This window comes from Methylosoma difficile (genome assembly GCF_054657615.1).
Genome location: NZ_BAAHYJ010000003.1, coordinates 194,190 through 210,364 on the forward strand (window position 1 = coordinate 194,190; position 16,175 = coordinate 210,364).

The following is a 16,175-nucleotide window of genomic DNA, read 5'->3' on the forward strand; positions in this document are numbered from 1 at the left end:
TTATAGCTGAATAAAAATCTTTAGGTCTGTGCTTGCTGCTTTTTAAATGCCGCAAGTATAGGTCAAAGATTTTTTCAGCTTATGAAGGTTTATTAATTACTATAATTTTGAAGGTAACACTTATGGGTAAAAATTTATTAGAACAACTTAAAGAGGTCACAATTGTTGTTGCTGATACCGGTGATATTGAAGCTATTGAAAAATTTACACCAAGAGATGCTACAACGAATCCATCTTTAATCACTGCCGCTGCTCAAATGCCGCAATACCAAGGTATCGTTGATGACACCTTGAAAGGAGCTAGAGCAACCTTAGGTGCGTCAGCATCTGCTGCAGATGTTGTTTCTTTGGCGTTTGACAGATTGGCTGTTTCATTTGGGCTTAAAATTCTCGAAATTATTCCTGGTCGTGTTTCAACAGAAGTCGATGCGCGTTTGTCATTTGATACTGAAGCAACTGTTGCAAAAGGCCGTGAGCTGATTGCCCAGTATGAAGCGAATAATGTTAACCGTGAGCGAGTGCTAATCAAAATTGCAGCGACTTGGGAAGGTATTCAAGCTGCGGCTGTGCTTGAAAAAGAAGGCATCCACTGTAACTTAACGCTGTTGTTCGGTATTCATCAAGCTATTGCATGTGCTGAGAATGACATTACTTTGATTTCGCCGTTTGTTGGTAGAATTTTGGACTGGTACAAAAAAGATACAGGCCGTGATTCATATGAGCCAGCCGAAGATCCTGGTGTTGTCTCTGTTACAGAGATTTATAACTACTACAAAAAATTTGGCTATAAAACTGAAGTTATGGGTGCAAGCTTCCGTAACGTTGGTGAAATTTCAGAGTTGGCTGGTTCTGACCTATTGACAATTGCACCATCTTTATTGGCGGAGTTACAAGCTACTGAGGGTGAATTGCCAAGAAAATTAGATCCAGAAAAAGCTGCTTCTGCAGACATCGAAAAAATCTCAATAGATAAAGATACATTTGATCGTATGCATGCTGAAAACCGTATGGCGACAGATAAACTGGCTGAAGGCATTACTGGTTTTGCTAAAGCTTTAGAGTCTCTTGAAGAGTTGTTAGCAGCTAGATTGGCAAGTTTAGAAGCATAATAGTCAAGGCTATCGGGATTTTTTGCTCAAGGATGAGTAAACCAGCTTTAAACTTAGCAATTCAATTTAATTAGGTTCATCAATGTCACAAAAAATTTTAGATGTAGTCAAGCCCGGTGTTGTTACTGGTGAAGATGTACAAAAAATATTTGCAATCTGTAAAGAAAATAAACTTGCTTTGCCTGCGGTTAATGTCATCAGCACAGGATCAATCAATGCCGTTTTGGAAGCTGCTGCTAAAGTAAAAGCTCCTGTCATTGTTCAATTCTCAAATGGCGGCGCACAATATGTAGCAGGTAAAGGCCTTAAGTTAGAAGGTCAAAAAACAGCTATTCTAGGTGCTATTTCCGGCGCACATCACGTCCATACTATGGCTGAATATTATGGCGTGCCAGTCATTTTGCATACCGACCATGCGGCAAAAAATTTGTTGCCTTGGATAGATGGCTTGTTGGATGCGGGTGAAAAACACTTTGCAGAAACGGGTAAACCATTATTCAGCTCGCATATGCTTGACCTTTCAGAAGAAAGTCTGAAAGAGAATATTGAAATTTGTGGTCAATACTTAGCTCGCATGTCAAAAATGGACATGACTTTGGAAATTGAGTTAGGTGTAACGGGTGGTGAAGAAGATGGTGTTGATAACAGTCATTTGGATCACTCTATGTTGTATACACAACCAGAAGATGTTGCTTATGCATATGAAGAGTTAATCAAGATCAGCCCAAGATTTACGATTGCAGCTTCCTTCGGCAACGTTCATGGTGTATACAAACCAGGTAACGTTAAGTTGACTCCGACCATTTTGGACAATTCTCAAAAATATGTTTCTGAGAAATTCGGTGTACCTGCGAACAGCCTTAACTTTGTGTTCCACGGTGGATCTGGTTCAAGCGCCGAAGAAATTGAAGAATCAATTAGCTACGGCGTAGTAAAAATGAACATCGATACTGACACCCAATGGGCAACTTGGGAAGGTATTATGAATTACTACAAAACGAATGAAGGTTATTTACAAGGCCAAATCGGTAACCCAGATGGTGAAGACAAGCCAAACAAAAAGTTCTATGACCCACGTGTATGGCAACGTGCTGGCGAAGTCGGTATGGTCACACGTTTAGAGCAAGCTTTCAGAGAGTTGAACGCGGTAAATTCGCTTTAATTTTTCTAGCGTTGGAAAAGAGCCCACCCTTTTCCAACGAATTGGCACTTTATTTGGCTTAGCTATTTCATTTCGGTTAAGCCAAATATTTCAATCTTCCTCCAATTTCTATTGCTTGCAACAGCACAGCAATATTCCTCATCTATTTCAATCTCTTGTAGATGCCATGCACTGGCTTCACCGTATTCAGGTGGGATTTTAGCTAATTGTTGGTTTTCAAAATTTATCACGCAATTTTTTAAACCTAGAGCAATTCCCCTACCTGTTGCTTTAACAAACGCTTCTTTTTTTGTCCACAATTGATAAAAACTTCGCGTCTTAGCTTCAGCGTCTAATCCATTCCAAAAATTAAACTCTTCCACTGAAAAGCATTTTTTTGCTAAGGCAGCAAGGTTCTTTCTCGGTTGGCAGAACTCAATATCAATGCCTAAAAGACAGGCCTTGCTTAAGGCAATGACCATATAATGGTGTGAATGCGACAAGTTAAATGAAACGTGCGGATATTCGGGCAAATAGGGTTTGCCAAAATTGTCGGCTACGATTTTTATGCTGTCTGGCTGGGCTTGTAAATAATCACCTAACAATAATCTTAAGCGTTCGTGTGCTTCTACATAACGGGTTTTATAAGGCTCTAAAAGTTTGTTGGCTCTTGACCGTTCATGTTGATCCAAGAGGTTGGTAGGGTGGGGCTGGTAATTTTCGCTGAGTTTGCAATAGCCGACATAAAGCGTTTCAGAATTAATGGTAAACAAAAGCGCGTCCTTCACCACGTGGATCGCTGGCGGCAAACAGTTGATGCTGATTTTTATCAAACAACACCGCTTGCATATCCCCATAAGAAGAGCTAACCATTTTGCTTTGGTGTCCTTTGCTTTGCAAGGCTAATAGTTCTGTACTGCTAAAGGCGTTGGCTTCATATTCAATCGTGTCCGGTAAGAATTGATGATGAAAGCGTGGCAGGCTTACCCATGAATCGGGTAAATGATTTTCAGAAAAATCTAAGGTTGCCAATAACACCATCGAAATAATGCGGCTACCCCCCGGCGTGCCTAACGCGGCTAGGCGGTCAGGGGTTTCTAAAAATGTCGGGGTCATGCTTGATAGCATACGCTTGCCCGGAGCAATGGCATTGGCTGTGCCACCGACTAATCCGTAGCCATTTTTCTCACCGGCTTGGGCAGAAAAATCATCCATTTCGTTGTTGAGGACAACGCCTGTGCCATCCGCAACCATGCCGGAGCCAAACGGAAAATTGATGCTCAATGTTGCTGCAACGCAATTGCCCTGGCTATCGATAATGGAAAAGTGCGTGGTGTTCGTGCCTTCGCTTTGAGGCTGATTTTCACCCGACAACAGCTGGCTGGGCAACGCCTTTTCGGTATTGATGCTGGCACGCAAACCCGCTGCGTAATCGGTAGATAATAGACGGGTAACAGGAATATCGGTAAAAGAGGGGTCACCCAAATACAAGGCTCGGTCGTGATAGGCACGGCGCATGGCTTCAACGATAAAATGTTTGCGGGTGGTTGGATCGGTTTGCGATAAATCATAGCCTGAAAGGATGTTGAGTGCCTCCATCAACACGATTCCGCCGGATGAAGACGGTGCGGCGCTAGTGATACGAATGCCGCGATAGTTGCCATGAATGGGTTCGCGTTCAATCACTTTATAAGCATCCAAGTCTTGTTGCGACCAAATGCCCCCCGCTTGCTTAACGTTTCGAAGCAATTTGTGTGCGGTTTCACCTTGGTAAAAACCTTTATGTCCTGCTGCTGCCAAGCGTTGTAAGGTTTCTGCCAAATCTGGTTGTTTTAAAACACTGAATGGATTGGGCAATTCACCATTGAAAAGGAAGGTGCGTGAACTGCTCGGATATTGCTTGATTAAATCGAAACGGGCTTTTAGCAATCGATGGTGGCGATGCCCAATGGCAAAGCCAAATTTGGCATAGCGAATTGCGGGGGCAAGGCTCTGTTGCAAGCTTAGACGCCCATATTTTTCTGACAAATGCACTAAAGCGGCGGGCATACCCGGTATGGCGGCAGCCAGTGCGCCATCGGTCGATAGCTTGGGGATGACCTTGCCATTGCCATCAAGATACATTTTTGCGTGCGCGGCAAGTGGGGCGGTTTCACGTCCATCCAACATCACCTCAAAGGCGGGCGTATGTTTTTGATTGTCAGCCGCTCCACGCAGCAACCAATATCCGCCTCCGCCCAAGCCCGATCCGGCGGGCTCAACCACTGCCAATGCGGCACTTACCGCCACCGCCGCATCAAAGATATTTCCGCCCTGTTTGATAATTTCCAAGCCCGCATCCGTTGCTAAAGGGTGGGCGGTGGCAATCGCCACGGAGTGGCTTTCCGCATGCGCGTAAGAGAATCCGTACCAGAAGATGATTAGAACAAAGGTTTTTTTAAGTAACAAGTTCATTTTCCTTGTTGGGATCTGTGCGGGCTTAATCGGCAAGATTGAAGGCATTGCTTAAGTCACCGGCTTGCGGCCTGACGCCTTCTAAGGGCTGCAGATCAAAACGGCGGCTGATAAATTTGATGATCGAAGTGGTATCGTAAGGGGTGTGATCAACAAAATGGGGCTTGGCAAATGGCGATACGATAAGTGCTGGAATACGCGTACCCGGCCCCCAACGGTCACCTTTGGGCGGTGCGACATGATCCCAAAAGCCGCCGTTTTCATCATACGTGATGATAATGGCGGTGCTAGGCCACAGCGAGCTTTGTTGGATTTGCCGCACGAGCGATTCAATATGCTGGTCGCCTGATAACACATCGGTGTAGCCAGGGTGTTCGTTTAGTTTACCGGCGGGTTTGTAGAAGGCTACTTGCGGAAGCTGGCCTTTGCTGATGCCGTCAATAAAAGCCTGCCCATCGAGCAGATGTTGCGCGCGCGCCGCTGTTCCGGGGGCAAATTGCTGGTAATAGTTAAACGGCTGATGGTGGGGCTGAAAGTTAATGGCGCCTTCCGCTTCATTGTAAATGACTTGCCGTTTGGCGCTTGGCGGTTGTTGCCCATCAGCATTGGCTGCTGTCCAGCCGTCGGCATACCAAGCCCAGCTAATGCCTTTTTCGCTCAGGGAATCGCCAATGGTTTTGTGGTGTTGAGGTGGCAAGGGATGTTTGCTGACATCAGCCAGCAGTGGGTCGTCGTTGCTTGCCGGTGGGATACCTGATGGCTGGAAGGGTGGTTGGCGGGTGTTGATCGAATAGCCATCTGGCGTGAATGCGCCATCGAGCAATTGCGGCGGCCCTTGCAGGGCTGAGCGGGGAGAGCTGGTTTTGTGTTTTAACATGCCACTGCCATCCAATTGCGCACGCGCCCTTTCAGGGGCATTGGTATCGCGTGGCGTACAGGCGCAGACTAGCCATTGATGGTTAAGGTACGAGCCACCGAATGCCCCCATAAAAAAATTGTCCGCTAAAACGTAATCTTTAGCCAATTGCCAAAGCGGCAATTGCGAGCCGTCGTAATAACCCATCACTAGACCGCCAGCGTCGGATAGGGCGGCAAATTTATTGTTTTTGCCCGCGTTGATCTGTTCTTGGTTTTGGTAAAAACGATGCACTAAATCACGCGTTTCTACTGATAAAGGCAGATTGACGGGCGGCAAGTCGATACGGAAAGGGCGATTGGGTAGTCGTGCTGTAATGGCTGGAATATCACCTTTACCCGCAATAGGCGGCAGCCAAGTGAAGGCTTTGCCATCGTGATCCAACTGGAGGTATTGCTCCGGCGTAGCTTGATTTACACCATTGGCATTGGGAAATAAGCCGTATAGGTTATCAAAGCTGCGGTTTTCAGCATAAATGACAATAATATGCTCAATTTTCGCCAAGCCGCTGACAGGCGGGGAGGCCGTCAAATGGCTGCAAGATAATAACAACGGACAGAGCGCGCTTAAGGCAAGACTAATAGCGGCAATCGGACGGGCTGGGCGGTCGCTCATACGGGCAAATAAAATCATCGCTAAGATAAACAGGCAAAATTGCCGTAAGGGTTGAATGGCTTCAAGCCCTGAGTATATCAAGCTAATGGCGCGATGGGTATGAGTTAAAGGCGAATGGGGTCTTGCTGGGCGCACCGGCTATTGCCAATACGCCGGACAGTTAACCTGGCAAGTCGGTATTGGCTTGCGATAGTTTGTAATTAAAGCCAAGCGGGGTGATTTTGACTGAAGCCGTGCCTTTAATGCCCAGTTCTTTTGCGGCGGAATAAGACAAGTCCATAGAACGTCGGCAACGGAATGGGCCGCGGTCATTAATGCGTACAATCACCTTGCGGTTGTTTTTAAGGTTGGTCACTTCGGCATAAGAAGATAACGGCAACGAAGTGCTGGCGGCGGTCATGGCAAACATATCAAAGCGCTCACCATTGGCGGTGCGTTTGCCGTGAAACTCTTTGCCATACCAAGAAACTGTAGTTTCTAAGGCATCGTCGCTGCTTTTATGGGCAGAACGATGATGGTGATGTTTGCTGTGGTGGCGTTTAGACGCTTCGGCAGCCCCAATGGGATTGGTAAAGTAACTGCCTATGGCGACTACGGCGAGTGCTAGTGTCAGTTTATTCATAAAAAAACCTATTCTGTTTAAATTCAATTGGCTAAATTGCTAAAGCCATGTATGGGTAGTCGCGCCGGATTATTATCGGAAGACCTTGCCATACCCTCACCTTAAGGTTCCAAAACAAGATGTTTTGCTTTGGCGTACAAAGGCTAATAGTTTGAGATTTTCAACTTCGGGTTCATTTTGCTGGCTGAATCTTAAGTCAACCTTAAATGGAAAATTGTAAGGCCAAGATAAATAAGAAAATCTGTTTTTTCTTAGCTTTAATAAAGCTTTTTTTATCTTAAAAAACCATTTTTTCGCCCATCAATATAACCTTACAGATGCTGTCTTGATTTTGCATTGCCTTAAAGGGCGATATAATCAAACGTTACTTGGCATTGATACAAGACTAATGATGAACTCAGACTGGCAAGAATTTTTAACAACACAACAAGCAGATTTTAGCGAAGATGGAGTGACATTCCCGACACTGCCATCTACCGGACAAGCCGCCATTTGCCCCATTGCGCATTTGTCGGTTTTAAAAGTGATGGGTAGCGATGCCGGCAAGCTGTTGCAAGGGCAAATCACCTGCAATGTGAACGATATTGGCGAAAGCCAGAGCAGCTTGGGCGCACTCTGCAACCCTAAAGGCCGCGCTATTGCCGTGTTTTTGCTGATGCGCGACGGTGGACAATTTTTGCTGGTGCTGCCTACCACGCAATTGGCAGTGGTTAAAAACCATCTGCAAAAATACGTGCTGCGCGCCGATGTAAAGTTGGTGGATGCTTCGCAAGACTATTGTGTCATGGGCGAATTTAAGGGCCATGGGCTTAAGCAAACTTTGTTTGTCACCCAACGCGATCCGATTAACATTGCATTTTTCAATCGAAATCTGTTGCTGGTTCGCGCAGACCAAGCCATCGCTTGGTGGTCGGCACGACGGGAGCAAGGTTTTCAAGCCCAGGCATCGGTTGCTTGGCAGATTGCCGATATTGAAGATGGCATACCTTGGTTATGTCCTGCCAGTGCGGAAGAGCATGTGCCGCAAATGTTCAATCTTGACCGCTTAGGCGGCATCAGTTTTAACAAAGGCTGCTATACCGGACAAGAGATCATTGCCCGCAGCCACTATTTGGGAAAAGTAAAACGCAGTTTAGCTTTGGCTGAATGTGTCGGACAACAAGCCCCTGAAATCAATAGCGAGATTATGGATGGCAACGGTCAAGCGGTCGGGCAGGTACTGGCGGCGCAAAATCAGCAAGGCCTTTGCAAATTGTTGCTGGTGTTGCAGCAAGACGAGGCTGGCGACAGGCAATATCGGTTGCCCGATCAAACCCCCTTAACCCTTTTGGCGCTTCACTATGATTGATAACCAAGCCGTTATAAATTTTCGCCGTTTAGGCATGCTGACCATTTGTGCCGTGTATTTTGTCATTTTAGTGGGCGGCATCGTCCGTGCTTCGGGAGCCGGTATGGGTTGCCCTGATTGGCCTACTTGTTTCGGGCAATGGGTTCCTCCCACCGAAGAAGCGCAATTACCGCCAAATTACCACGAAATCTACGCCCAGCGTGGCTACCAAAACACCCAATTCAATCCGGTTAAAACGTGGACCGAATACACCAACCGCTTGGTGGGTGTCAGCATTGGCTTTTTGATTTTTCTGACGGCTTGGTCGTCGCGGATATTTTTAAAAGGCGACAAGCCGATTTTTTACTTGGCGCTGACCTGTTTTTTCCTGGTGGGATTTCAAGGGTGGTTGGGCTCAACCGTGGTGGCCAGCAATCTTAAGCCATTGATGATTACCACGCATATGCTAGTGGCCTTGCTGATTGTGGCGTTATTGATTTACACCATCGCCCGTTCGCAGCGCGACTTTTTGCAGCAACTGGATGTCAGCCAACTGCCGACAAAATTTAAAACCGTGTTGGTTGTGGCGATGGGCATGACCTTGCTGCAAGTCGCCATGGGAACCCAAGTGCGCGAAGCGGTGGATGTGATCGCCCACAGCACCGATCTTGAACGCCAATATTGGCGCGAAAGTTTTCCGGTTATTTTTTACGTACACCGATCGTTTTCGTCGCTGATTTTATTCACCAACTTGTGGCTGGTTTGGAAACTTTACCAGTCGGTCGACAAATCCAGCGTCTTGCTGCGCGCCGGTTTTGGCTTGGCAGGCTTGGTGGTGTCGGCAATCTTGGCGGGTGTCAGCCTTGACCGCTTGGGGATGCCGCCGGTTGCGCAACCCATCCATTTGCTGATGGCCAATTTAATTTTTGGCATGCAGTTTTTCTTATTCATCTGCCTGGCTTACGCGCAGAAAAAAGCCAACGCCTAAGGCTTCTTGGCTCTTCACGCAAACCACCATAATCCTGACCGCTTTGGCCCATCAGTGGCGTAAAAAGCGGTTTATTTCCTTCTCCGCAAAAATCGTAACCCTGCAATTTTGGTCATACCAAATTTGCAGCATTACTGTCCGCATTTGCTTCAATTCAGTTTCTTAAATTAAAAAATTCAATAAAAACAATTAATAAAAAGTTGTTTTTTGGTTTTTTGCTATTGGCTTGGTTTTTGCTGTTAGGCCTAGGTTGATTGTGTTGTGCTGTATTAAACCGTAAGGCGTGGTGATAGTCGTTCGCCCTGCGGTATTTCACAGGGCGAACACGGAGTTACCTACTCATTTTTTCTTAGGAGCAAACCATGCCCGCACCCTTTACCAAATTGATCTTGTCATCCGTTGTCACCAGTAACACCGGTGGTTACAAATTATTGCCACAAGCGGCTGGCGATTTTGCCCCCACTGTGGCGGCTTACCCGACTTATTCCAGCTTGCCAGCAGCAGCATGGGTGTCGGGCATTGCCGATTTGAACGGCGACCTCATCCCCGATCTGATTATTGGCGCGCCCGGCGATGATGACAAACTGAGCAATGCCGGACGGATTTTTGTGGTGTTTGGGCAATCATCGGGTGGAACTACAGGCCAATTGGCAGTTGATCTGGGCAATAACGAAATCATTATCGACGGCATTAATGCCAATGACTTGTCAGGCGCATCGGTAGGCAGCGTTGCCGATTTGAACGGCGACGGTTTGGCTGAAATTTTGATTGGCGCGCCCACCAAAGAAAATGGTGCGTTGGTTGATGCAGGCGCCGCCTTTGTGGTTTGGGGCGAATCAGCCGGTGGCTCTGGCAGTGGTATAGACCTTGGTGATCCGGCTTCAGGGGCGGGTAACGGCAAAGGTTTTGTCATTAGGGGTGAAGCGGCGGGCGATCACGCCGGACAAGTCATCACTTCAATAAACAGCCTGAACGGCGATGCCAAAGCCGATATTTTGGTGGGCGCGGCAGGCAACGATGCCGGTGGTGTCGATGCCGGTGCTGCTTACGTGGTGTGGGGCAAAGCGGCGGATGGCGCGGTTAACTTAAGCAACGTTGCCACAGGCACAGGCGGTTTCCGCATTATGGGTCAGAACGCGGGTGATGGTGCAGGCCAAGCTTTGGCTAAATTGGGTGATGTCAATGGCGATGGTTTGGCCGATATTCTCGTCGGTGCAATGGGCAATGATGCGGGCGGCAGCAATGCCGGTGCCGCTTACGTGGTGTTTGGCAAATCGACCGGAACGGGTGTGGATTTGGACAATGTTGCATTAGGTACAGGCGGTTTCCGAATTACTGGCTCAGCCGCCAATGAAAACGCCGGTGCGGCGGTGACAGGCTTGGGCGATGTCAATGGCGATGGCATCAGCGATATGCTGATTGGCGCTTCCGGTTCAGGCAAAGCCTATGTGGTGTTTGGCAAAACCGGCACGTCGGAAGTATTACTCAGCAATGTTGCCGCAGGTATCGGTGGTTTTGTCATCACTCCTGAAGCCAGCAGCGATATGGCGAAATTATCCGTTACCTCAGGCGGCGATTTTAACCGCGACGGTATCGCCGATATTGTCATTGGCACACCAACGAACAGCGAAGGCGGCACTAATGCCGGTGCGGTTTATGTGGTTTGGGGCGGCGATACTCGTCCGGTAGATTTAGCCTTGGTCGCCCAAGGCATTGGCGGCGCCAAAATTGTTGGCGCAGTGGGCAGCTTGACTGGCAGCAGCGTCGCCGTGCAAGCCGATATGAACGGCGATGGCACCCCCGATTTAATCATTGGCAGCCCCGGCAGTCCCGGTGAGTCGGTCAGCATTGTTTATGCACCTGCCAGCTGGCAGCCAGACAATAACGTTTACGGTACCAGCGGCAACGATGTGATGGATGTCGGCTATGGTGGTCTGTATAAGATCAGCAATGGCAACGATGCCATTTTAGGCTTGGCTGGCAACGATACCATTCACGGCGGAGACGGCAACGACAGCATTGAAGGCGGTGCGGGCAGCGATACCTTGTCTGGCGATGCTGGCAATGACACGCTCGATGGCGGTTTAGGCAATGACACCCTGATTGGCGGGTTGGGTGATGACACTTTTAAAGTCGACAGCTTGTCCGACGTGGTGCAAGAAAATGCCGGTGAAGGTACGGATACCGTCATTGCCGGTGTCAACAGCTATACGCTCACCGCAGGTGCCAGTATCGAAAACTTGCAGTTATCTGGCGCAGCCGCTTCGGCGACCGGTAACGAACTGAACAACATCATCACCGGTACAGCGGGTGCAAACACCCTCAACGGCGGATTGGGCGCAGATACCTTAATAGGCTTGGCGGGCAATGACAGCTATGTTGTCGACAATACCGGCGACGTTGTACAGGAAGCCGCCGGTGGTGGTACGGACACCATCACTGCCAGCATCAATTGGGTTTTGGATGCCAACATCGAAAACTTGATTTTGTCCGGTGCAGCGCGCTTGGGTACAGGCAACAGCCTTGCCAACAGCCTGACAGGCACAGCCGGTAACGACACGTTGGACGGCGGCGCAGGCATTGACACGCTGATGGGTGGCTTGGGAGACGATACTTACTACATCGATAACGCCAGCGACAGTGTTCAAGAAGCCGTTTCGGCAGGCACAGATAGCGTGATCGCCAGCGTTGACTACAGCTTGTCGGCAAATGTCGAAAACCTGCAATTGACCGGCACCGCCTTAACCGGCACAGGTAACAGCTTAAACAACACCCTGACCGGTACAATCGGCAACAATACGCTGGATGGCGGTGCTGGCGCGGATACGCTGGTCGGCGGATGGGGCGACGACACTTACATCGTCGACAATTTGGGCGACAGTATCCAAGAAAATGCCGGTGAAGGTACTGATACCGTGGTCGCTAGCTTGGACAACTATGTGCTGGCTGCCCATCTTGAAAACCTGCAATTAAGCGGCACGGCTTTAATAGGCACAGGTAATGATGCCGCCAACATTTTGACGGGCACCGCAGGCAATAACACTTTAGATGGTGGCTTGGGTGCAGATACTTTAATCGGTGGTCTGGGCGACGACACTTATCGGGTCGATAACCTGGCTGACGATGTACAAGAAGCCGCAGGTGCGGGTACGGATACGGTTATCGCCAGCATCGACAACTACACCTTAGCCGCCAATAGCGAAAACCTGCAATTGGCAGGTGCGGCACATACCGGTAACGGTAACGGTCTGGACAACACGCTCACCGGCGGTTTGGGTAATGACAGCCTAAACGGCGGTGGTGGCAATGACATCTTGGACGGCGGCGCTGGTGCAGACACGCTGCAAGGCGGCACGGGCGATGATACTTATTATGTCGATAACGTGGGCGACAGCACCTTGGAAGCGGCAGGTGAGGGCATAGACACCGTTTACACCAGTGTTGACAACTGGGTGGCGGGTGCCAATATCGAAAACATCCGTCTGACCGGCGCAGCGCATACCGTCACCGGCAACGCAATGGACAACAGCTTGGCAGGTACAAGCGGCAACGACACATTGGACGGTGGCGAAGGCGACGATTTGGAATCCGGCGGCGACGGCGATGATGTGTTGGTTTCCTCCGCAGACCTTGACACACTGGCGGGAGGCAGCGGCAATGACCGGTATGTTTTGACCGGTGGTCAAGCCTATATTGAAGACTTCCTCGGTCACGATACCATTGATGCCAGCACTGCAACCGGCGACAGCAGCATTGATTTGGACAGCGGCCTTTGCCATGTCGAAGGCGAAGACAGCCACATCGGAACGGGCGGCACCACTGCTTCGCCTTTGGATGTGCAGTTCCTGCAAGATTTGACCGGTTCGTTTGCAGACGATATTGCCACCGTGCGCGGTGTCGTGCCGCAAATTATCACCGCCTTACAAGCGGTACAAGCCAATAGCGAGTTTGGCGTGTCAACCTTCCGCGACAAAGCGATAGGTAGCTTTGGTGGGGCTGGCGATTGGGTTTACCAAATGCCGCTGACACTGACCACCGATGCTGGCGCGTTAACCACTGCGTATGCCAGCATGATTGCCAACAACGGCGCTGACGGTCCGGAAGCGCAAATCGAAGCGTTGATGCAATTGGCTTTGCACAGCAGCGATGTCGGTTTCCGTGCCGACTCGGCGCATTTTGTGGTGTTGTTTACTGATGCGCCTTTCCATGTTGCCGGTGATGGCGCGGCGATTGGTTTGGTGGCGAATAATGGCAACAATATTATGGAAGGCGGCGGCATTGTCGAAGACTATCCGTTGCTTGCCCAAGTGCAGGCGGCTTTGGCTGCCGCCAATATCATCCCCATCTTTGCGGTTGCAGGTGGTTATGAATCCACTTACCAAGGTTTGGTGACGGATTTGGGTCGTGGCGCAGTGGTCTCGCTGACTGCCAACAGCTCCAACGTGGTTGCCGCCATTACCGGCGGTTTGACCGCCGCCACCACCACACAAATTGAAGATGCCGAAGGCGGTGCGGGCAACGACACCTTAATAGGCAATTTGCTGGGCAACGCACTCAAAGGCCATGTCGGTAACGATCATATCAATGGCGGGGCAGGTGACGACACCTTAACCGGCGGCACAGGCGATGATGCCTTGACCGGTGGCACAGGCAGCGACAGTTTTGTCTTCAGCAAAGGCGATGGTCACGATGAAATTACCGACGACAGCTTGGGCAACACCAGCACCGACACCGTTAGCTTTACTGATGTGGCTTCCACCGATGTGACGGCAATCATCCATACGTATGGCACGGACGACTTGGTTTTGGTCTACGGCACAGGCGACCAAATTAAAGTGGACGGTTTCTTTGGTGTGAACGCCAGCGGCAGCATTGCGCAATTCCAGTTCAGCAATGGCGTGACTTGGACGCAAGCCGATGTTGCCGGTATGGCGGTACTCAGCAATGCACCACCGGCATTAACCGGCACGCCTGCCGTGTTGGTGAATGGCACGGAAGATACCAGCCTGCTGATTGCTGCGGCTGATTTGTTGCAAGGCTTTACGGACATCAATGGCGATGTGGTGTCGGTTGCCAATTTGACTGCCGACCACGGCAGTTTGGTCGACAACTTGGATGGCACTTGGAGCTTCACCCCTGCTGCCAATTATAACGGCGTAGTCTCCCTTAGTTACAACGTGGTCGATGGCCTTGGCGGCGTGACTGCAGCCTGCGAGACATTCAGCTTGGCGGCGGTGAACGATGCTCCGGTGTTGGGTTTGGCGAGCGTCAATGCGCCATCGGTCACGGCAACCACTATCAACTTTAGCGGCGCAATCGCCTTTACCGATCCAGACAGCAGCGATGTTCACACCAGCAGCCCTGTGTCGGCAACGGGTGTTGCGGGCGGTAGCTTGGCAACGTTGGTGAGCGAAGCGGCGGGAGTTGGTAATGTCGGTTGGTCATATAGCCACGCCGTGCCAGCCAGTTTCGGCGCGGCTGTACAAAGCAAAATTGACAGCTTTAGTATGACGGTCGATGACGGTGCAGGCGGCGTTGTTTCGACAAATTTGTCCGTAACCGTAAAAACAGGCACTGATTTGGCGAATGCCATGACCGGCACGGCTGGTATGGATATTTTATTGGGTGGTGCCGGTAATGACACTTTGAATGGCGTGGCAGGCGTGGATATGTTGCTAGGCTGTTTGGGTAACGATACTTATGTCGTCAGTGATAGCAGGAGCGTGCAATTTGAAAATGTGGGCGAAGGTACGGACTTGGTTAAAGCTTCGGTCGATTTTGCCTTGTCAGCCAACATCGAAAATATGACCTTGACCGGTGTTGGCAATATCAACGCGACCGGCAACGAATTAGCCAATACCGTCACCGGCAACACCGGCAATAACACCCTGACCGGCGGTGCGGGTGTCGACAAGCTGGTCGGCAATGGTGGTAACGATACTTTTGTGGTCAACATCACCGCGCTGGGGGCTTTGGAAGATACGGTCACAGCCGGTACAGGCATCGACACTTTGCAAGTGGTCGGCAATGCTTACACGGGGTTGACCGTAAAAGCCTTAACTGCTGCCAGTATCATCGAAAACCTTGATATTGCCGGTACAGGCGCATCGTTAATTAATGTAACGGGCAATGCGCTGGCTAACAGTTTGACCGGCAACAATGCCAACAACACCTTAAAAGGCTTGGCGGGTATCGACAGCTTATCGGGCGGTGCGGGCAATGATATTTTGATCGGTGGCCTGGATAATGACCAATTGACCGGCGGCTCTGGTGTGGATGTGTTCTGGTTTGATAGCCTGATGGGAGCTGGCAACGTAGATACGGTCATCAACTTCAGTGCCGTAGATGACACCTTGAAATTTAGCAAAACAGCTGCCGGACTCAGCAATATTGGCGCTGTTGGGCATTTTTCTGCCAGCGATGCCCGCTTTGAAGCCAATGCTAGCGGTATGGCCTCAAGCTTGGCGGCACGGCTTATTTACAATATTGGCACAGGCGAGTTGTCTTATGATGCCGATGGATCGGGTGCCGGCGCGGCGGTGGTGCTTGAGGTTTTGGCATCAGCACCCACCGTGTCTGCTGCGGATATTTGGGTGGTCTAAATGGTTTCGGTGGCATCCGAAACAGATTTGGGATGCTGAAAACCCATGTTGTTTGGCGATGCCAGACAGTTGAGCAAACAAAAATGGCGGATTGGCTTGATACCGTCCGCCATTTTTTTGTCTTCTCATTTTGATGTTTATCGTGGTTTAGATACCCACGAAGTCTTAACTAATCCCAACCGCCATGACCGTGGTGGTGATGGTGATGATGCCCATATCCCCATGAAGGCCGGTTTGGGTAAATGTAAAGGCTGGGTGGGGCGATGGGGCGGGTCATCACCACCGGCGGCCCATAAGCCCGTGTATAAACCGGATGCGGTGAAACATAGGTTGCGCAGCCTGTTAAAAAACTGCTGACCAGAACAAAAATAAAAAGCGGTGTTGAGCGGTACATGGTTTTG

Annotated in this window: 10 protein-coding genes; 6 read left to right on the plus strand and 4 right to left on the minus strand. The window is 49.7% G+C overall.

Annotated features, from left to right (window positions below):
• The first annotated feature begins 122 nt into the window (after nucleotides 1–122).
• Both ACYQ1O_RS10460 and fbaA read left to right on the plus strand, forming a co-directional pair.
• Nucleotides 123–1,109 (plus strand): transaldolase, encoded by a 987-nt coding sequence (locus ACYQ1O_RS10460; protein WP_459991629.1) that lies wholly within the window; start codon nucleotides 123–125, stop codon nucleotides 1,107–1,109.
• Between the two features lie 82 nt (nucleotides 1,110–1,191).
• Complete coding sequence (gene fbaA, locus ACYQ1O_RS10465; RefSeq protein ID WP_459991630.1) at nucleotides 1,192–2,271, plus strand: class II fructose-bisphosphate aldolase; 1,080 nt, start codon at nucleotides 1,192–1,194, stop codon at nucleotides 2,269–2,271.
• Nucleotides 2,272–2,333: 62 nt separating this feature from the next.
• On the opposite strand, the gene ACYQ1O_RS10470 is transcribed toward fbaA, so the two are convergent.
• The 4 genes from ACYQ1O_RS10470 to ACYQ1O_RS10485 are packed head-to-tail and all read right to left on the minus strand — an operon-like array spanning nucleotide 2,334 to nucleotide 6,857.
• Nucleotides 2,334–3,023, minus strand: coding sequence for a 4'-phosphopantetheinyl transferase family protein (locus tag ACYQ1O_RS10470; RefSeq protein WP_459991631.1), 690 nt, complete (start codon nucleotides 3,021–3,023; stop codon nucleotides 2,334–2,336).
• A complete protein-coding gene (gene ggt / locus ACYQ1O_RS10475; RefSeq protein ID WP_459991632.1) occupies nucleotides 3,010–4,704 on the minus strand; it encodes a gamma-glutamyltransferase in 1,695 nt (564 codons plus the stop codon). Before ggt ends, ACYQ1O_RS10470 begins: the two co-directional genes overlap by 14 nt.
• 25 nt (nucleotides 4,705–4,729) lie before the next feature.
• Nucleotides 4,730–6,370 (minus strand): acid phosphatase, encoded by a 1,641-nt coding sequence (acpA, locus tag ACYQ1O_RS10480; protein WP_459991633.1) that lies wholly within the window; start codon nucleotides 6,368–6,370, stop codon nucleotides 4,730–4,732.
• Nucleotides 6,371–6,395: 25 nt separating this feature from the next.
• The gene (locus ACYQ1O_RS10485; protein ID WP_459991634.1) at nucleotides 6,396–6,857 is read right to left on the minus strand and encodes a septal ring lytic transglycosylase RlpA family protein; all 462 of its coding nucleotides are present in this window, start codon (nucleotides 6,855–6,857) and stop codon (nucleotides 6,396–6,398) included.
• A 388-nt stretch (nucleotides 6,858–7,245) separates the two neighbouring features.
• Here ACYQ1O_RS10485 and ygfZ point away from each other — a divergent pair, with 388 nt between their 5' ends.
• From ygfZ to ACYQ1O_RS10505, 4 genes are all read left to right on the plus strand, one after another.
• On the plus strand, nucleotides 7,246–8,205 hold the full coding sequence (ygfZ, locus tag ACYQ1O_RS10490; protein WP_459991635.1) for a CAF17-like 4Fe-4S cluster assembly/insertion protein YgfZ: 960 nt from the start codon (nucleotides 7,246–7,248) through the stop codon (nucleotides 8,203–8,205).
• Nucleotides 8,198–9,172, plus strand: a complete 975-nt coding sequence (locus ACYQ1O_RS10495) for a COX15/CtaA family protein (RefSeq protein ID WP_459991636.1) — start codon at nucleotides 8,198–8,200, stop codon at nucleotides 9,170–9,172. The genes ygfZ and ACYQ1O_RS10495 overlap by 8 nt, the downstream gene beginning before the upstream one ends.
• Before the next feature lie 362 nt (nucleotides 9,173–9,534).
• Nucleotides 9,535–15,774, plus strand: coding sequence for a cadherin-like domain-containing protein (locus tag ACYQ1O_RS10500; RefSeq protein WP_459991637.1), 6,240 nt, complete (start codon nucleotides 9,535–9,537; stop codon nucleotides 15,772–15,774).
• A gap of 45 nt (nucleotides 15,775–15,819) precedes the next feature.
• Nucleotides 15,820–16,131: a hypothetical protein gene (locus ACYQ1O_RS10505; protein WP_459991638.1), complete on the plus strand. Its 312-nt coding sequence runs from the start codon at nucleotides 15,820–15,822 to the stop codon at nucleotides 16,129–16,131.
• Nucleotides 16,132–16,175 lie beyond the last annotated feature (44 nt).